The sequence below is a fragment of the Mycoplasma sp. 4463 genome (assembly GCF_048381515.1).
GTDB lineage: Bacteria > Bacillota_I > Bacilli_A > Mycoplasmatales > Metamycoplasmataceae > Mycoplasmopsis.
Window position 1 is genome coordinate 1 of the sequence record NZ_JBLWID010000015.1, and the last position, 19,564, is coordinate 19,564.

Consider the following 19,564-nt stretch of genomic DNA (forward strand, 5'->3'; position numbering starts at 1 on the left):
GAAAAACACCCCAACATCATTGAGGTGTTATTATGTCTAATTAAACCTTCTGTCCATTTTTAGTGTCCCAGTTTAGTGAGGTACAGACACTATGGCCCACCAGCAACTTATTTGAAAAAACAAGATACAGAGAAGAAATGCGTAATCTATTTAAAGATTCTACATATAGAAAAGAGTTAGGTGCAGAATTTAAAAAAGATACATCTAAATATAAAATCGCAATTGTTTAATTAGATAATAAAGTTATTTTTCATGCTCTTATTAAATTTTCAATAAAAAAAGAACAGCTAACACTGTTCAATTTATCTAATAATTAGTATTCTGTTGAATGCTCTAATGAATCGATGCTCAATTCAACAGAAGTTCTTTTTCCAAATGATTCAATTTGAATTGTAGCGATATTTGCGTCTAAGTTTAATGATTTAATTGGACCAATTTCACCTTTAAATGGACCGTCTAAAACTACAACTAAATCATTAATTTTAAGTCCTTGTAAGTTTTTACCTAAATTAAATAAGTGTGTGGCTTCTTCAGCAGCTTTTTCCATTTTTCTAATTTCTCTAGAAGAAACAGGTGTAGGTTTTGCTCCTTTACCTGATGAACCGATGATACCTGTAACATTTTGTGTGTTACGTACAACGTATCAAGCTTCATCAGTCATATCCATATTTGCAAAAATGTATCCAGGGTAAAGGTTTGTATATTTAACCTTGTAATCTTGACCTAAACGTCTTTTTTCTAATTCTTTAGCTGTTAAGATAGGTTTTTTAAAGATTTTAAAAGCGCCATCTTGTGTCGCATATTGATTAAATGATTCTGCAACATTTTCAGCAATAATACGGTTATTTAAAGCTTCGATAACTTGTTCTTCTTTTCCTCTAACAGTAGAGATCATGTATCATTTAAAATTATTCATAATTTACCTTTCTAAACTGAACCAATTACTTCTCATAATTTTGTAAATCCAATTGTTACTGCATAAACAAATAAAGCAAATATAGCTGTAAAAACAAGAATTTTAACAAGGTTTATTCAATTTTGTCTTGGAGTTGCTCAACGAACACGTTTAATTTCTTTAACAGTCTTTCTAAAGAAATAAATTTTATTTCTGCTTTCAAATCTGTCTTTTAAAGACATTTTTGCTGTTTCGACTTTTTCAGTTTTTGCTTTCTTATTTTTTCTCATAATTAAACTTCTTCTTTGTGAATTGAGTGTTGTTTGCAATGAGGACAATATTTTTTAATTGCTAAACGTTCTGCATTTCCAGCACTTTTAATTGTCACGTAATTTTTCTTTCTGCATAATTCGCATGCAATTGATACCTTGTTACTTTTCATAGTGTTTTAATTTTACCACAACATTACAATATACATTAAGTAAATGAATGCTATGTAATAGGTTTAATTGAAACTATTTACATGCGCAAAAAACATAACACATTACTTTCTTCATCTAAATATTGATCTCACTTTTGCAAATGCTAAACGCACTCCTAAATTAACTGTTGGGACTAAATTACCTCTAACTAAGCTTAAAAATAATCTATTTCTAAATTGATTCTTAATAATAAGACCAATAAGCTTAATATTGTTAGAACTAATAAGCTTCATTTTAGGTGTTTTTAGTATAAAGTTGATTGTTTCATTAATGATTTTATTTTGCATTTTAGTCATATTTAAGTTGCTCAATAACTTATCTACATATCTATCAAGAGCTTCAAAATCTTTTCTTGAGAGATATTTATAATCAATCTTGCAATAAGCTAAAATGAATTGAATTAATTTATCCTTATCAGTGAACAATTGTTCTAAAACAATGTTTAGAAACTTCGATGATATTTGTTTGATTAGCTCTTTGTTTTGGATAACAAAACTATTAAAGTAAGTTTCGAAGCTTACAAAATGTGAACTTGATAAAAAGTAATCTTTAAAAATAATCATAAATTCATCTAAATCATTTTTTACTAATGAAAAATCTAAATTAAACTCATAATCAATCTTTCTAATATCAATTGGAATCTTAATAAATTTTCTTTTATTTAACTCTCCAAGGATAAAATGAATTAAATCAATTATCTCTTCTTTGAAATTAGGGTACTTTTCAAAGAATTTTTTTGTTATATCAAACAATGTTTTTTCATTTGAAACTAAAAAGAATTGTCAAAACTTATTAAGGGAAATGTTTTTGTTTCTAGTAAAGAATTTTTCAACATTATCAATCAATGTAACAAACTCTTGATTATTAGCTAAAAAGTCAATTAATGTATCTGTGAATTTTAGTGAACTCAATTTATTTTTAATATATTCAAGTACGCTTTCGTCATGGAAAATCTTACCAATGAGTGACATAACATTCTCATTTAGAAGTGCGCTGAAATTAAGAGTGATATCTAAACCTTTAGTTAGTTTCTCAGTAATCAATGAATTGCTAATTGTGCTTATATAAATTCTAATTAGCGAACCTTCTAGAACACCTAATTCTTTGTATCAAGTTTGAACAAGATGAATAATTTTGTTATCCGGGTATATTGGGATACTTCTAAATTTAGTTCAAGTAAATTTATTTAAATGATGCTCTTTAGCAAAATTTAGATAAAGTTTCTTTCCAATGTATTTATAACATTTCTTACTGCAATGAATATCTAAGAACAACTGATATCATTTGCGTTCATTTCTTAAACATTGTTCAAAGTCAAATATTTCAACATATTTAGTATTTGTTGCTCCTGAAACTTCTACAAAAATATTCTGAAATACCTTGTATATAGATTTAAAAATAGAATAACTCTTGTTTAAAAGATTATCTTTGTTTTTAAGAATCAACTTGTTAAGCACAGGTAATGAAGCGATAGGATAATCGACTAAATAGATTTTACAATTTGTATTAACTTCTTTAATTTTGTTAACTAAAACAATATATTCATTAATGATTTGCTGTGTTGTACGTTTAACATTTTTCAATAAATCATCAATTTGTTTATTTTGAAGGTAGTAATCTTTTTGAGACATTACTTCAACTAAGTCTACATAGGAAATACTGAATAAAAATTCAATTCCACTAGAGTTTATAAATAAGTAATCTGCTTCCTTAATTTCTTTTAAATATGAATCAAAATCATAATTAAAACAAGTATGATTAAATTTTTGAGCTAGAACTTTATTTATGTGCATTAGCTCTCTTGTTTCATCCGTGAACTCTTCTCCAGAAACGATATTAATTCAAGTACTAATCTTGCTTGCTGATAGGCCTAAATTGCTATATTTAATATCTAAATTTCTACCAACATTCTTCTGAAATAACTCAATGAAATAGTCTGAATAAGCATAACCTAACTCATCTAAATTTCCATATGTTCCAGTTCCTTGAGATAAATCAAAACCTTGCGCTATTGAGTCGCCAATAAATACAAATTTTTTATTTCTAAAATTGCGATTATTCATATTACTAAAATATTAGCACATAATATAAAAAGAGAAAATTTACAAACAGAGGATATAAAAACCACCTAACTTAAAAAAGTTAAGTGGAAATCTAATAGACATTCTAAAAAATTAAATAATAAAATTAAAGAAAGGTGTTTGACATTTAATAGAAAATGTCTAACTGATGAGAGAAGAAAAAATAATGAATTTCGGTTCATTTAGAACCAATTTTGTATTTGCATTTAATAATAAGGTCTTATATTGAATAAAAGTCAATAAATGGAGAAATATAAGAAATTAAAACACTTTTCAAATGTTTAGAAAGGAATAATCCAACAAATGAACTAAAACCATATTAAATTTTGTTTTAGAAACTATAAAAATAAACTATAAAAATTTAATAAAAAACCAAAGTGAGTGATGAAGAACATAAACTGGAAAGTGAAAAAGAGTTCAGTTCCCACAACATACAAGAAGATAACCGTAATTTTGAGAAGTACCTCAAAAATTTACACTAATAAAATAAAAAGCAACAAGAGAAAACATATTAATTAAACTTACGAATTTTCCTTAACCCTTAAAACTTAAATTCAAGTTTAATTAATTTTGACCATCCCACACACTCCCCCAAGCAACTGAGATGATACGTTTTCATAACCTAAAACTTACCCAATGTTATTAATATGCAAGAATGAATAATCCTTGGAAATAAAATCCAAGTAAGTTGACCTAAATACGGAAAAAACATAGATAGAATCAAAAAAAGGTCTATACATGCATATTTTGTAAGTGAAAAAATAAAAGAAATATAGAGGGGACAAAATCGTCAGAGAATAAAAACGATTTGTCTCAAAAAATATAAATATAAAAAATAATGGAGCAACAAGCAAAATATAGCTTGTTTATAAAAAATGTTACAAATTAAAGAGATTTTTAAAATCAACACAAAATAATTTGAAAAATCTACTGTGTTTTATACCATAAAAAATTATCTAAACTTATGTAAATATACGATAAATATATATGAGAAAGAAGAATTAAAAATTTGGACATATAAGTTAACATAAGCTCTATTTAACTTGATATCAATGTAGTAATAAGGTTGTTCGAACAAATAATGTCAATATCAATTGATGAACCAACATTTAAATCTGTTGTTTTCGTAACTGAGTGTTTCTTTTTATAACTACTATTTAAAAAATGATTTCTTGAGTGTATTTTTTGAGTATTAATTTGATAATCAAGTTGTTTTGGACTATGTGAGTTATCAACTACACTATTTTCCATGTCTATTAGAATTTTTTGTAAATTTACCCTTTTGTTAGCAATACCATCATCAAAAATATATTGAGAGTTAATTTCTGAGTGGAAGAAATTCAGAGTCTTTAACTTTAATTTATTTCAAATGAATGATTCAAAATGAGAATAGGATTTAAAATCCATACAAAAAACTTCTGAAGAAACTTCTAGAAAAATTCCTAAAAATTCATGAAGTATAACATTTTTAATTTCTGCTGGATCAATAGATACCTTACCAAAGACTCAACTAACTTTTCTAGACAAAACATCTATTGACTTACTGTGCTGTATACTGAAAGCAGAAATGATTTTTGAAACTGAATAATACTTGTCATTTTCGAGTTTCAAAAATTCAGAGAGAAACTTATCGTTCAAATGATATTTTCTTATCATTTAGTTAATGCATCGAACACAATAATACCTGTTGCTACTGATACATTTAAAGATTGCACATTCCCCCTTTGTGGAATATAGATTGTTTGATCTGTGACTGAAAGCACACTTTTTGATACTCCATCACCTTCGTTACCTACAACTAAAATTGTAGGTCTGTCGTATTCCACTGTTGTGTATGGGAGAGCTTTTTCATCTAATACAGTTGAATAAACTCAATAACCTCTTTTTTTGAGTTGAGTTAAGGTTGCATTAAGACTATTAACTCTGTAAAAATTCATATTTACAAATCCACCTGATGAAACCTTTAATACAGTTGAATTAATTACAGCTGCATTATCTTTAGGGAAAATAATATGCTTAATTCCCCCAGCATTTGCTGTTCTTATAATTGCACCAAAGTTATGTGGATCTTGAATTTTATCCAACACAAGAATTGGCGAATTATCCTTATGCAATCTTTCTAAATCGTCAAGTCCCTTGTAATTAACAGATTTTAAGATTGCTTTAAAACCTTGATGGTTTTCTTTTGTTTCTTCATCTAAAGTTTTCTTATTAGTGATAACAATTTTTATACCCCTTAAAGTGTTATCGTCTTTAAAGTGCTTTAAACTTCCTTCATCAGTTATGTGTATTTCAGAAATATCTAATTTATTATTGACACAGTCAATAACAGAATTTTTCCCATACACAATTAATTCTCCCACTTTTTTAGTGCTTATATCATATTTTTTTTGTTTTTCGTGTAATTTTTTCATATTTACCCTATATTAAATTATTTTCAATCAATTCGTTTCTTAATTTGTCGGCATTTTGATAATCTTTTTCAGCTAAAAACTCTTGTCATTTTTGATAAATTGGAACATATTTTTTGTAATCGAATTTATTAAATTCAAAACCTAACTTATCAAAAATATATACTAATGTAGCTATGTACAAGGCGTTTTTGTCTTTATTAATATTTTTAATTAGATCATTAATAAGTTTATTAAAGTCAGAAAACCTCTGTTCAAAAATATATGTGAATGCTTCTTTAGCTAATTCATTGTTAATTTGTGAATCGTTTTGTTTGTTTAATAGCGCATTTAAGAAGTAAATTTTGCTAATTTTCTTGAAAATCACTTCAACATTATTAATTAAATTCTCATCAATATTGATCAAGCCTGTAAATGAGTTTAATAATAAAATCATTTTAAAATAGTCAGCTGAATAATTTTTAAGAAAGTCAGAAGCTAAAATTACGTTTTGTAATGACTTTGACATCTTAATTCCATTTAAATTAATTTGACCTGTTCTTAATCATTTATTCGAAAGCTGTTTTTGATTTAAAGCATAGAATTGAATATTTTCATTTTCATGGTGTGGGAATGTTAGGTCCATCCCTCCTCCGTGAATATCCAAACCAGAATCTCCAAAATGTTTTTCAATTAAGGCAACACATTCTGTGTGTCATCCTGGTCTACCTTCACCAAAAGAAACATTGTATTTAACGCCCTCAGTTGTGTTTTTTCATAAAGCAAAATCAGCAGGTGATTTTTTATTTGAAGAAAGTTCGCTATCTTCAAATTTCATATTTTCAATTTTTTGATTTGAAACAATACCATAGTCATTTTGGTTTTTTATGACATCAAATCAAACATTACCTTCATTATCTAAATATGCATTATTCGATTTAATTAATCTTTGAATGAAGTTATCAATTAAATCAATATTTTCGGTTACGTATTCAATGTCAGTTATAGTGTCAACACTGAATTGTTTAAGTAAATCTAAATATAAATTACCATACTTTTCCGATACTTGAGTTTCTAAAACACCTTGCTCTTGGGCTTTTTTGATAATTTTGTCATCAATATCAGTAATATTATGAACAAATTTATATTCAATTCCTTGTTGCTTTGCAGCTTTTAAAATTAAGTCCATAGTTACAATCGGTCTCATATTTCCTATATGAACATCATTGTAAACCGTGGGTCCACATACATATATTTTTAACATATTGTTATTATAATAAAAAATAATATTTAATTACCATTTTATATAAGCAAAATTAACTTTTATAACTATGTATAAGGTACATAAAACTAGTTGTTTCCTAGCTATATAAAAAATATTTTTTAATATAATAGATATATAAAATATATCTATAAATAAGGAGGATTATGACACTAAAAGAACAGTTAAAACAAAACATCATTGACGCAGTTATAGAGTTGCAAAATGAAGATTTTGTTAATAAGGATCTTAATGTTAAAGATTTAGTTTTTAATATCACTCAACCTAATGTTCCTGACAATATTAACATCGATCAAGTTGTTTATGACTTTAGTACAAATATTGCATTTATTTTAAAAAATCATTGTGCTGTTAAAAATCCAATTGAAGTAGCAAATAAATTGGTTGCTAAAATGTCGAATTCAAATATCTACCAAAAAATAGACATTGCTGTACCTGGGTTTATCAATATTGTTTTAAGCAATCAATTATTTTTAACAACAATACAAAACATTAACTTAAATCCAGTAAAATATGGAGCTGACTTCATTAATAAAGAATATGTTAATGTTGAATTTGTTTCAGCTAATCCAACAGGATTTTTACATGTTGGTCATGCTAGAGGTGCTGCTTATGGAGATTCTTTAATTAGAATTTTAAGACATGCTGGTTACGATGTTGAAGCCGAATATTATGTAAATGATGCAGGTAATCAAATTAATGTACTTACAAATTCAGTTTATGTAAGATATCAAAACTTATTTGGCATTGATGCACAATTACCTGAAGATTGCTACAGAGGTCAAGATATAGTTTGATGTGCTACAAAAATTAAAGAAAAATATGGTGATTATTTCTTAAATGCTGATGAAACTAAATTAAGTGAATTATCAACTGTGGCTAAAGATATTATGCTTGATAAAATCAGAGAAGATCTTGGTAGATTAAATGTTTCATTTGATACATTTGCTTCTGAAAAAGCAATTAAAGAAGATGGTTTAATTGAACCAGTTCTTAAAAAATTAAGCAAATTCACATACACAGAAGATGGTGCATTATTCTTAAAAACCAAAGAATTTGGCGATGATAAAGACCGTGTGCTTATCAAAGCTGATGGAAATTACACTTATTTCTTACCTGATATTGCTTATCACGAACTTAAATTCCAAAAGTCACCTAAACTTATTAATATCTGAGGAGCAGACCATTCAGGATACATTCAAAGAATGAAAATTGCGATGCAATGTTTAGGTTACAATCCAGACAATTTAGATATATTAACTATTCAATTAGTAAGATTAATCAAAGATGGAGAAGAATTTAAAATGTCTAAAAGAGCTGGTACGGCAGTTACTTTACAAGATCTTTTAGATTACTCTTCAGCTGATGCAGTTAGATTTATGATGCTCACTAGGGAAATCAATAATAAATTTGATTTTGATATTGATGCAGCTAACTCAACTGATATCAATAACCCTGTATTTATAGTTCAATACGCTCACTCAAGAGCTGTATCATTATTAAATAGATTAAAACAAGAAGAAGTTAATGATCAAATTAACTTTACAAACAAAGCTAAAAAACTTATTATTGAATTAGACTCATTCCCTGAATTAATTAAAACAATTGTGTCAACTTCAAAAGTTAACTTATTAACACAATACTTAATTAATTTAGCTAAATCATTTAACAGTTTTTATGCTGAAACTAAATTATTAGGTCACGAAGATGAAGCAACATATGCTCACCTTATCAAATCAGTTCAAGCAATTTTAGCTCTTGGACTTAACTTAATTGGTGTTTCTGCACCTTTATCAATGTAATTAAAGGAGAATTTATTATGTACAAAACAATGTTAGAAATCGCATACGAATTAGTATCATCACGTCCAACAGACGAATTTGCATTTATGGAAATCTTTGACACTGTTGAAGACGAGTTAAGATATGACTGAGAAGACAGATTCGTTTCAATGAACACACCATATGAAAAAGTTAGAGAAAGAAAAATTGGTGAGTTATACCGTTTATTAACAGTTGATAAAAGATTTAACAGACTTGCAAACGGAAACTGAGAATTAAGAAATATCTAATAAGTAGGTTTTTATGTCATTAGTTAATGCAAAAGATATGCTCAAGAGAGCTAAAAAAGGTAAGTACGCAGTTCCTCATTTTAATATTAATAACTTAGAATGAACAAAAGCAATTCTTACAACATGTCAAGAAATGAATTCACCTGTTATTTTAGGAGTTTCAGAAGGAGCACTTAAATATATAGGTGGATATGAAACTGTAACAGGTTTAGTTTCAGGTCTTATTAAGGACTTAAAAATTTCAATTCCTGTAGCTCTTCATTTAGATCACGGTTCATTTGATGCTTGTGTTAAAGCTATTGAGTCAGATGGTTTCACTTCAATTATGTTCGATGGTTCACACCTCCCATTCGCTGAAAATAAAGAATTAACTCAAAAACTTGTTTACTTAGCTCAAAGCAAAAATATGACTGTCGAAGCTGAGGTTGGTTCAATCGGTGGTGAAGAAGATGGTGTTATTGGAAACGGTGAAATTGCAGATATTGAAGAAGCTAAACAATTAGCTTCTGAAAAAATCACAGTTCTAGCAGCAGGAATCGGAAACATCCACGGTAAATATCCAAAAAACTGACAAGGTCTTAATTTTGAAGTTCTTGAAAAATTATCAAGTGAAACTGGTTTAGGAATTGTTCTTCACGGTGGTAGCGAAATTCCACTTGACCAAATCCAAAAAGCAATCAGTTTAGGTGTTACAAAAATTAACATAAACACCGATTTACAATTAGCAAACCACGCTGCAATTAGAGAATTTATTATTAGCAACAAAGATCTTGAAGATAAAAATTATGATCCTAGAAAACTTTACAAACCTGGTTATGAAGCTATGTGTAAGGTAATTAAACAAAAAATATTAGAGTTCGGATCAAATGATAAAGCTTAGCATCATCTTGATGCTTTTTTTATACACATTATTTCTAAATAGGAATAAAATTATATTTATATACAAACAGAAAAGAGACAAGATGAAATTTAAAAAATTATCTTTATTCAGTTCACTTGCAATTTTACCAGTTGCTACTACATTATCTATTTCATGTATTAATAAAAACGATGTTCCAAAAGAACCATCAAATCCTGTTAATAATTCAAATAGTGAACTTATCCAAAAACTAGAAACAGTTAAAACTAATTATTCAACTGACAATAATCTGGTTGAATTAGTTGACGGCTACAAAAATAAAATAAACTCAAATATTACTAATCAAGATTTATTAACTCAAGCAGGAAATGTTGTAAAAGTTTTTGATAGTGCTAATGAAATGACTGCTGAAATTAGACATCAATGATTTTTAGGTTCAAAAACATATAACAATTTAACTGAAACATCAAGATTTTTAAGACAAACTTATGCAAATGAGCAAAACTTAATTGAATCACTTAATAAAATTGATGTAAATTTAGAAATTTATAAAAGTAAATTATTTTTAGCTTTTGCTAGTCAGCAAGAGATGGATTACTTATCATCATTAAATTTACAAACAAGTTTAGGTTTTAGCACAACAATTAAAAAATCATTACCACAAAACTATGCTGTTGTCGATATGTCAGGAATTGTTGATGGTGACACATTATATGGTGCATATATGAATTTAGTTAGTGGTATTCAACCAGGAACTCAATCAACTAATCGTAATGGTAGAAGTCTAGGATTAAGATCTAGAGGAATCGATACTTCTGAAACAGATAAAGGTTCAAATTCAGATGAATTAGCTTCAAAAGAAAATTATTGAGCTCAAATTTCTAAAAAATACTACGTAGAACAAGTTCAATCACATGGTTTCTTCTTCTACTTTAATAAGTTAAAAGAAGATGATTATGGAAGATGAATTGTATTCTTATATCCAGACGAAAGAAAAAATCCTGATTTAGAGTTTGGAAACCAGCTTATTAGAGCAGGTTTAGCTAGAGTTGCTTACATTACATTAGACCCTTCAGATACAAAATTCTACGCAGAAACTGAAGAAGAACAAACAATGTATCACACAATTAAGAATTCTCAAAATTATGCAAAAGAAAATAGATTAGGTTTCTGAGTTGACCCAATCGAAGATGTATTTTATAAGAACCCTAGAAAGAACTGATAATTTGATCAAGCGAAAGCTTGATTTTTTTATCTAGTTTGATTAGCTTAAATTATGCATATTACATATGCATATATGAGTTACTAAAAATAGACATTTTTCGCTTTTATCATAGTGTGCAAGCTGTAAAAGTAAAAATCCACTTGCACAAATATAACAATCTATTTTTCTGAAAAATCTATATAATATTTTAATAAATATGTAATATTTATTAAAATTTACATTCACACATGGAGGTATAGATGTCTGAAGTTAAAAAAGAGCATAATTATGATGCAAGTAATATTCAGTTTTTAGAAGGATTAGAACACGTTAGAAAAAGACCTGGTATGTACATTGGGTCAACATCTAAATCAGGTTTACATCACTTAATTTGAGAGATTGTAGATAACTCTGTCGATGAAGCTATGGCTGGTTTTGCCAATAGAATTGATATTGTCATTACACAAGATAACTCAATTATTGTTGAAGATAATGGTCGTGGAATTCCTGTCGATACACACGCAAGATTTGGAATTAGTGCACTTGAGGTTGTTTTAACAAAACTTAATGCTGGTGGTAAATTCGAATCCAATGCATATAAAGTTTCTGGTGGACTTCACGGGGTTGGGGCTAGTGTTGTTAATGCTTTATCAGACTCATTTAAAGCTTGAGTTAAAAGAAACGGAAACTTATACTATGCAGAGTTCGCTAATGGTGGAAAAACTATTAAATCAACAGAAGTTATTGAAAAACTTGCTAACCCAAATGAAACAGGAACAAAAATTCAATTCCATCCTGACTATTCAGTTATGGAAGAATTACCATTTGATAAAGAAATTATTTTAGACCACGCGAAGCAAATTGCCCATCTTAACAAAGGTTTATATGTTTCAGTATCTGACTACAGAGATAACACACACTATGAATTCTTATATGAAAATGGAATTATTGACTACGTACATGAATTAAGCGATGGTTACAAACCAGTTACACCTGTTATTTATGCAGATGGAGAATTTGCTGTTAAAAATAATAAAGATGAGGATGTTGTTATCGGTGTTGAAGTCGGTATGCAATACTTATCTGATTTATATCGTGGAAACATTATTTCATATACAAACAACATTTCAACACATGAAGGTGGTTCTCACGTTTCTGGTTTCTATGATGCTTTAATGCGTTTAATTAATAACTATGCAATTGAAAAAGGTGTTATTAAATCTGAAAGTGACAAATTTACTCGTGACGATTTAATCGAAGGTGTTACGGCAGTTATCTCAATCAAACACCCTGATCCAGAATTCGAAGGACAAACAAAAGGGAAATTGGGTTCAAAAGATGCTCGTCAAGCTGTTAACAGAGTGTTTAGTCCAATTTTAGAAAGATTCTTAAACGAAAACCCTGCTGATGCTAAGAAAATTATTGAAATTGCATCTATGGCTAAAAAAGGACGTTTAGCTTCTAATGCAGCTAGAGAAAATGCAAGAAGAAAAAATGTTTTCGAATCAGGTGGATTACCAGGTAAATTAGCTGACTGCACATCTAAAAATCCTGAAATTTCTGAATTATATATTGTCGAAGGGAACTCAGCTGGTGGTTCGGCTAAAATGGGTAGAGATAGAAAAACTCAAGCTATCTTACCATTAAGAGGGAAAATTATTAACGTTGAAAAATCTCGTCAAGAAAAAGTTCTTTCTTCAGAAGAAATTTCATCATTAATGACAGCTATTGGTACAGGTTGAGGAGAAACATTTAACATCAACAAATTAAGATACCACAAGATTGTTATTATGACTGACGCTGACGTTGATGGTGCTCACATTAGAACTTTATTATTAACATTCTTCTACAGATACTTTAGACCTTTAATTGAGTATGGATTTATTTACATAGCTCAACCTCCTTTATACAAAATTCAACAAAATAAATTTGTTGAATACGCTTTCAACGATAATCAAAAAGACGAAATAATCGCAACATTAAACCCTAGTCAAAAAATTACAATTCAACGTTACAAAGGGCTTGGAGAAATGGATCCTGAACAACTATGAGAAACAACTATGGATCCTGAACGTAGAAAAATGCTTCAAGTGCAAATTGAAGACATTTACAAATCAGATTCAATTTTTGAAACCTTAATGGGCGAAAGAGTTGAACCGAGAAGAGAATTCATTCAAAAGAATGCAAAATACGTAAAAAATATCGATTTATAATGTCAAAAATGCACATCCAAAAATGAACTGGATGTGCATTTTCTTCACTAAAATTTAGACTTAGATTTAAAACTTTATTTCAACTAATTTTTAACAAAAATTACAAAATCCTTAAATTACATGAATGGAATATATAAAATTTTTTGAACCTCAAAAATAAGGAAAAACTTTTATCACTTACACACTATTCTAAAAGTCAAAAATTATTTTAAAAAAATATTTTCATGCTCATAATTTTATTTACTAAAAAGGAATATGATATAAGTGCGACAAATATATTGTCGCAACAAAAGGGAAATTCTTTTATATATCAAAAAAATATTCTATTATTTTAAAATTTAATTTATAAAGTCACAAAATAGACAGACATTTATTAATATCATTTATTATTAATCATTAAAATTATTAGGTTTTTTATACAAGTTTATTATTATCAATAAAGATATTCACTATATTTTTGTTATATATTATATTTAGTTGTTATAACTTTTTATTTTTATCATTATTTTATAGAGTAAATTTTGTATTTACATTTCTTTAAAATAAAGAAATTTTAATCATATTTATTTGAGTAATTTTGTAAATTTAAACACACAGTTCGTCATATATAAATTTTAAATTTTCAAAATATTAACTATCTTTATTAATTAGTAGATATTAATATTCTTTGGTAATTCCATAGATTACTCCTTTATCAAAATTTATTTTTAATTAAATAATTTGGTTCAAGAGTCGTCACTTGAACCAATCATAAAATATACATATAATATCCTATTAGCACATCCGATTTAATGGTACTTGGATGTGTTTTTTGTACAAAAAAAGATGCAAAAAGCATCTACATTTTGTTCATTTTTTCCTCAATTTTAAGCAAATTATGAATTGCTTTATTAACTGCATCAGTTGCAGCTTGTCTACTTGTAGCCATCACTTCAGCAACTTCTGCATATGATAAATCTTGTTCATAATATAACTTAAAAACTTGTTGTTGATTTTGAGTTAATAAATTACCATATTTATCAAATAACTCTGTGTATTTAATTACGTTTTCTAATGACTTATTGTTCATTATCAATTAATGCTTTTGTCATTTGATAAATAAATAATTCAAGATCAAATTCTTGTAAGTCATCTAGTTTTTCACCTAAACCAACATATTTAACATCAAGATCATATTCGTCTTTAATTGATAAAACAATTCCACCTTTTGATGTTCCATCCATTTTGGTAAGAATAATCCCAGTTAAGTTAGCAATTTCTTTGAAGTTTCTTGCTTGAGATAGTCCATTTTGACCTGTAGTTGCATCAAGAACTAATAATGATTCATGTGGTGCTGAAGGTTCAAATTTTCTAATAACACCAATCATTTTTTCAAGCTCTTTCATAAGGTTAACTTTATTTTGCAATCTACCAGCAGTGTCGATGATTAATAAATCATAATTTTCTTCTTTAGCTTTAGAAACCGCTTGATAAACAACACTAGAAGGATCAGCTCCTTCGTGAGCAGGTTTAACAATTTCTGCGCCAATTCTTTGTGCTCAAACACCTAATTGATCAACAGCACCTGCCCTGAAAGTATCAGCAGCAGCAATTAAAACTTTTTTGCCTTCTTTGACATATTTGTTTGCTATTTTAGCAATAGAAGTTGTTTTACCTGATCCATTAACACCAACAAAAACAAAAACATTTAATCTACCAACTTCATAGTTTAAGTTTGTATTAACAACTGAGTTGTTTGTGTAAATTGTAAACATTTGATCAGCAACAATTTCTCCAATCATTTTTGGATCGTCAATATTGTTTAATCTAATTTCTTGTTTAATTCTTTCTACCATAACATCAACTAATGAAGCATTAATATCAGACATAATCAATAACTCTTCAAACTCATCAAAAAAGTCTTCATCAACTTTTACGTGTCTATTTTGTAGCTCTAAAAGTTTTTTTCCAAATGATGCAGAAGAATTTAAACCTTGTTCATATTTCTTAAATTTCTCACTTGTGATTATTTTCTTATGCTCTTTTTTGTCTAATTCTTCTTGAACTTGTTCAACATCTTTAGGTTTTCTATTGAAAACCTTATTTACTAAATTTTTAAAAAATCCCATATCTATATTTTACTTTATAAATCAAAATATCACATCAGTTAAATAAAACTAAAACTATAGTGTGCAAGTCGTAAAAATAAAAATATATTTGTGCTTTATATTGAGTATAGATATTTAAATATAGTAAAATAATTTTATGAGTAGTTTAGTAATGGTAGCTATGCAAGTAATATTTACTTTAATCATTTATTACTGTGCATATAGATTAATCAATTACCTTAAATTAATTAAAGGTAGATTCGCATACAAAGATATGCAAATGAAATCAATTTATTCAGCATTAGCTGGATTTGGCTTCTTTGCAATCAGCTTAATTTTATTTGTTTTAAATGCTACAGAAGTAATTAAATTAATTGGCTCACAAGTTAATGAAAAAACAAAAACAGCTGAAACAGTCACACTTTCATTTAGTGCAATTTCAGTTTCATCAATAGTATTCTATTTATCTTGTGTTATGCTTGCAGTTTTAATTTCATTTATGATTATTGTGATTGTATTTGTTCAAAAATCAAGAATTAAAATTTCTAAGAAAGAATTTGATGAATTTGATATCGAAAAATATGACATTAACATTCTTGGTTCATTCACAAGAGCAAACAAATATTCAAGAAACATACCTGTAACATTCAAGGATCAAGTTGGGAATATGTTGTTTTTTAAGAAATTTGGAACAAAAATGTTTTTAAGCAAAATTGTAGATCAATCAATTTTCTTTATTTCACAATCACCATATGTTAATAAAGTTTATGAACAAAATGAAGTGACTTTTACAGAAGATACATTGTTAGCTTCACATTTTAGCAATAACAAAGAATATATCCTTTTTGTGCTTAAATCAGCACAAAAAGAAGTGTCAGTTATTAACAAAATTGATGAAAAATTATTTGAGGAAATAGTACTTAAAAAGTTTGCATAAAGAGCTTAAATGCTCTTTTTTTTGTAATAAATTAATATAATTAATTTATTATGCTAAAATAAAAAGGAATTTAAAGAGGTACGTAAAAATGAGTGTTGATAGAGAAACTAAATTATTTAAAAGAATGAAAATTCTTGCAATAAATGATGATGTTGAATTGAAAAAAGAATACGAATGGTTATATAAAACATTTTCAAACACTTCTGTTTTCACCCCAAAATACATCAACACCATTTCAAACACTAAAACAATACCTAAATCAGATTTGTATAAACCTCATGAACAAATCTTAAAAATCAAAGAGCAATTAAATAAGCTTGAATTAAATCTTGAAATCAATTCAATTGACTTCACGGATGATTATGTAATTTTCGATAATAATCTACCTGAATTAAAATATGTCCTAAATTCTCTTTATCCAGAGAACAATAAACAGGAAGATACAAAAAGTACAAAAATCAATAAAAATAAAATAAAACTTTAAAGAGGGAAATATGAGAAAAGTTAATATAGCTATTGATGGTCCAAACGGCGTTGGTAAATCAACTGTTTCTAAAAATCTTGCTCAAAGATTAGATTACACTTTTATTAACAGTGGTTCAGTTTATAGAGCAATCACATTAAATGCTCTTGAACACAATATTTTAACAACTGATACAGCAGGTGTAATTAAATCTCTTGAAACAATCAACATTGAGTTATTGCCTAACGATATAACTTTATTAGATGGAAATGATATCTCACTCAAAATTAGAGCTGACTATATTTCAAAAGTTACTCCTACTGTGGCTAAAATTCCTGAAGTTAGAGCATTTGTTGTTAAATTTATTCAACATATGACTTTAAGACACAAAGGTTACATCATTGATGGAAGAGATACAACTTTCAGAATTCTGCCTCACGCTGAAGTTAAAATTTTCTTATGAGCCACACCAGAAGTCAGAGCGCAAAGAAGATATGAACAAAACAAAATGTTAGGTTACAACACAAACTACCAAGAGGTTTTAAAAGAAGTTGAATTACGTGATCAACAAGATATCCATAGAGAAGTTGATCCATTACATAAAACAGAAGATGCTATTTATATTGATTGTACTGAACTAACAACTGAAGAAGTTGAAAACAAAATTATTGATATTGTTAACCAAAAATTAAAAGCAAAGAAGGAACAAAATGCGTAATACAGTTGCAATTGTAGGGAAACCAAATGTAGGGAAAAGTACTTTTTTCAATAAGCTTGTAGGAAGAAAAGTTTCTATTGTGCACGACCAGCCTGGTGTTACACGTGACAGACTTTACGAACGTATTGTTTGAACTGGTCACGAAATTAAAATCATTGACACTGGTGGAATTGAAATTGAAAACAGACCATTCCAAGAACAAATTCAAATCCAAGCTAAAATCGCTATTGAAGAAGCTGATGCAATCATCTTCTTATTTGATGGAACTAGTGAAATTACAAATGATGACTTATTCATTATGAACATTTTACGTAGATCTAAAAAACCAATCATTGCTGTAGCTAACAAACTTGAAGACACACAACAATTTGATTACTCTTGATATAGTTTAGGAGTTGATCACATTTATCCAATTTCAGCTCTTCACGGAGAAGGGATTGGAGATGTTTTAACTAAATGTATTGAAGTTTTAGATTATTCAGACCCTGAAGAAATCGATGCATTTAATTTAGCTATTATTGGAAAGCCTAACGCAGGTAAATCTTCACTTTTAAACAATTTAGCTAAAGAGGAGCGTTCAATTGTTTCAGATATTGCCGGTACAACTCGTGATTCAGTTACATCATTAATTGATATTGATGGAAAAACATACAATGTTATAGATACTGCCGGTATAACTAAGAAGTCAAAATTAGTTGAATCAGTTGATCACTATGCACTTATGCGTGCTATGAACTCACTTTCAGAAGCTGATTTATCACTTATCGTTATTGACGCTTCACAAGAAGAAGTTTCACACTTTGATTCAAGAATTATCGGTTATGCATTAGATAATGAAAAACCAGTTATCATTGTAATTAACAAGTGAGACTTAATCGAAAAAGAAACAAACACAATGACTGAATATGAAAAAAGACTTAGAAACAAATTCCACTTTGTTCCATGAGTTCCATTTGTATTTATTTCAGCTAAATACAATCAAAGGTTAAACAAACTTTATGACACAATTAACTTAGTCAGAACAAACTTAGAACGTCAAATCAAACCATCATTATTATCAAACTTGATCTTAGAAACTCAAATTATTCAACCTGCTATTCCATTCAATGGTGGTAGATTAAATATCTACTTTGCAAGACAAGAAAAAGCAAAAATTCCTACATTCACTTTCTTTGTTAACAATAAAAAATACTTACACTTCTCATATCAAAGATTCCTTGAAAATCAATTGCGTCAAACATTTGATTTTAGAGGTTCTCCTATTAAAATGAACTTCAAAAACAAGAAAGATGCTATTGAATAGTTAAATCTTGTTAAATTATGCATATGATTTCGATCATATGCATTTTTTACACATTTTGTGAAAAATTAGAATATTTTTTAAACTAGGACAAGTCTTATAGACAATTTATAAAAAACTCAAAGCATCTCAACATTGTTGAGGTGTTTTTCAATTTAACACAGATTGAAATCTCTCATTGTTATATCATTCAATGTAATCTTTGATAATGTTTTTGAGTTTATCAAAGCAAATTGTTTTGTAATTTATAAAGTTTAAACACTCAGATTTTATGTTTGAAAAGAAATATTCAACTTCCCTGTTATCCAAAGAATTTCCGACCCTACCCATGGATACGTTTCCATTATTTTTTGCAACTACATCAAGATATTTAGATGATGAATATTGAAATCCGTGATCTGAATGAAGAATTCAAGATTTTTTAAACTTGATATCCTTGATGTGTGAAATAACTAGATCTGTATCATTTCTTCTTGATAAGTTTCAATTCAAAATTTTCTTTGTTTTATGATGTATTGCAACTGAAAGATAAACATGATTTTCATCTATATCATTTGGTGCTTTTATATATGAAACATCTGT

19 protein-coding genes are annotated in these 19,564 nt (G+C 27.8%); 9 read left to right on the forward strand and 10 right to left on the reverse strand.

Annotation, left to right across the window (positions count from 1 at the left end):
• Positions 1-313 precede the first annotated feature (313 nt).
• From nusG to ACNF36_RS01655, 7 genes are all read right to left on the reverse strand, one after another.
• On the reverse strand, positions 314-916 hold the full coding sequence (nusG, locus tag ACNF36_RS01625) for a transcription termination/antitermination protein NusG (protein WP_418303504.1): 603 nt from the start codon (positions 914-916) through the stop codon (positions 314-316).
• Positions 917-927: 11 nt separating this feature from the next.
• Positions 928-1,185 carry a preprotein translocase subunit SecE gene (secE, locus tag ACNF36_RS01630; RefSeq protein ID WP_323177638.1) on the reverse strand — a complete coding sequence of 86 codons (258 nt, stop codon included), beginning with the start codon at positions 1,183-1,185 and terminating at the stop codon, positions 928-930.
• Between the two features lie 2 nt (positions 1,186-1,187).
• Complete coding sequence (gene rpmG / locus ACNF36_RS01635) at positions 1,188-1,337, reverse strand: 50S ribosomal protein L33 (RefSeq protein ID WP_257089433.1); 150 nt, start codon at positions 1,335-1,337, stop codon at positions 1,188-1,190.
• 102 nt (positions 1,338-1,439) lie between these two features.
• On the reverse strand, positions 1,440-3,440 hold the full coding sequence (locus tag ACNF36_RS01640; protein ID WP_418303505.1) for a hypothetical protein: 2,001 nt from the start codon (positions 3,438-3,440) through the stop codon (positions 1,440-1,442).
• Positions 3,441-4,496: 1,056 nt separating this feature from the next.
• A complete protein-coding gene (locus ACNF36_RS01645) occupies positions 4,497-5,096 on the reverse strand; it encodes a hypothetical protein (RefSeq protein WP_418303506.1) in 600 nt (199 codons plus the stop codon).
• Between the two features lie 11 nt (positions 5,097-5,107).
• Entirely contained in the window at positions 5,108-5,872 is a 765-nt protein-coding gene (gene rlmB / locus ACNF36_RS01650) for a 23S rRNA (guanosine(2251)-2'-O)-methyltransferase RlmB (RefSeq protein WP_418303507.1), read from the reverse strand.
• 7 nt (positions 5,873-5,879) lie between these two features.
• A complete protein-coding gene (locus tag ACNF36_RS01655) occupies positions 5,880-7,112 on the reverse strand; it encodes a class I tRNA ligase family protein (protein ID WP_418303508.1) in 1,233 nt (410 codons plus the stop codon).
• 164 nt (positions 7,113-7,276) lie between these two features.
• Here ACNF36_RS01655 and argS point away from each other — a divergent pair, with 164 nt between their 5' ends.
• The 5 genes from argS to ACNF36_RS01680 all read left to right on the forward strand — a co-directional run bounded on the left by argS (position 7,277) and on the right by ACNF36_RS01680 (position 13,477).
• Complete coding sequence (gene argS / locus ACNF36_RS01660; protein WP_418303509.1) at positions 7,277-8,932, forward strand: arginine--tRNA ligase; 1,656 nt, start codon at positions 7,277-7,279, stop codon at positions 8,930-8,932.
• Positions 8,933-8,949: 17 nt separating this feature from the next.
• Positions 8,950-9,201 (forward strand): DNA-directed RNA polymerase subunit delta, encoded by a 252-nt coding sequence (gene rpoE, locus ACNF36_RS01665; protein WP_323188647.1) that lies wholly within the window; start codon positions 8,950-8,952, stop codon positions 9,199-9,201.
• A gap of 13 nt (positions 9,202-9,214) precedes the next feature.
• Complete coding sequence (gene fba / locus ACNF36_RS01670) at positions 9,215-10,081, forward strand: class II fructose-1,6-bisphosphate aldolase (RefSeq protein WP_418303510.1); 867 nt, start codon at positions 9,215-9,217, stop codon at positions 10,079-10,081.
• An 82-nt stretch (positions 10,082-10,163) separates the two neighbouring features.
• Positions 10,164-11,285 (forward strand): thermonuclease family protein, encoded by a 1,122-nt coding sequence (locus ACNF36_RS01675; RefSeq protein ID WP_418303511.1) that lies wholly within the window; start codon positions 10,164-10,166, stop codon positions 11,283-11,285.
• A 239-nt stretch (positions 11,286-11,524) separates the two neighbouring features.
• On the forward strand, positions 11,525-13,477 hold the full coding sequence (locus ACNF36_RS01680; RefSeq protein WP_418303512.1) for a DNA topoisomerase subunit B: 1,953 nt from the start codon (positions 11,525-11,527) through the stop codon (positions 13,475-13,477).
• Positions 13,478-14,315: 838 nt separating this feature from the next.
• Here the strand turns inward: ACNF36_RS01680 and ACNF36_RS01685 are convergent.
• Both ACNF36_RS01685 and ftsY read right to left on the reverse strand, forming a co-directional pair.
• Positions 14,316-14,546, reverse strand: a complete 231-nt coding sequence (locus ACNF36_RS01685; RefSeq protein ID WP_257089415.1) for a sigma factor-like helix-turn-helix DNA-binding protein — start codon at positions 14,544-14,546, stop codon at positions 14,316-14,318.
• On the reverse strand, positions 14,536-15,585 hold the full coding sequence (ftsY, locus tag ACNF36_RS01690) for a signal recognition particle-docking protein FtsY (protein WP_418303513.1): 1,050 nt from the start codon (positions 15,583-15,585) through the stop codon (positions 14,536-14,538). The genes ACNF36_RS01685 and ftsY overlap by 11 nt, the downstream gene beginning before the upstream one ends.
• Before the next feature lie 136 nt (positions 15,586-15,721).
• Here ftsY and ACNF36_RS01695 point away from each other — a divergent pair, with 136 nt between their 5' ends.
• The 4 genes from ACNF36_RS01695 (at position 15,722) to der (ending at position 18,985) form a co-directional block, all read left to right on the forward strand.
• On the forward strand, positions 15,722-16,501 hold the full coding sequence (locus ACNF36_RS01695; RefSeq protein WP_418303514.1) for a hypothetical protein: 780 nt from the start codon (positions 15,722-15,724) through the stop codon (positions 16,499-16,501).
• 88 nt (positions 16,502-16,589) lie between these two features.
• Positions 16,590-16,985 (forward strand): hypothetical protein, encoded by a 396-nt coding sequence (locus tag ACNF36_RS01700; RefSeq protein WP_418303515.1) that lies wholly within the window; start codon positions 16,590-16,592, stop codon positions 16,983-16,985.
• Positions 16,986-16,995: 10 nt separating this feature from the next.
• Positions 16,996-17,682: a (d)CMP kinase gene (gene cmk / locus ACNF36_RS01705; protein WP_257089399.1), complete on the forward strand. Its 687-nt coding sequence runs from the start codon at positions 16,996-16,998 to the stop codon at positions 17,680-17,682.
• On the forward strand, positions 17,675-18,985 hold the full coding sequence (gene der, locus ACNF36_RS01710; protein ID WP_418303516.1) for a ribosome biogenesis GTPase Der: 1,311 nt from the start codon (positions 17,675-17,677) through the stop codon (positions 18,983-18,985). Before cmk ends, der begins: the two co-directional genes overlap by 8 nt.
• 105 nt (positions 18,986-19,090) lie before the next feature.
• Here der and ACNF36_RS01715 read toward each other — a convergent pair.
• Positions 19,091-19,564 (reverse strand): transposase (locus ACNF36_RS01715; protein WP_418303517.1); only part of this gene is annotated, 474 nt, incomplete at its 5' end.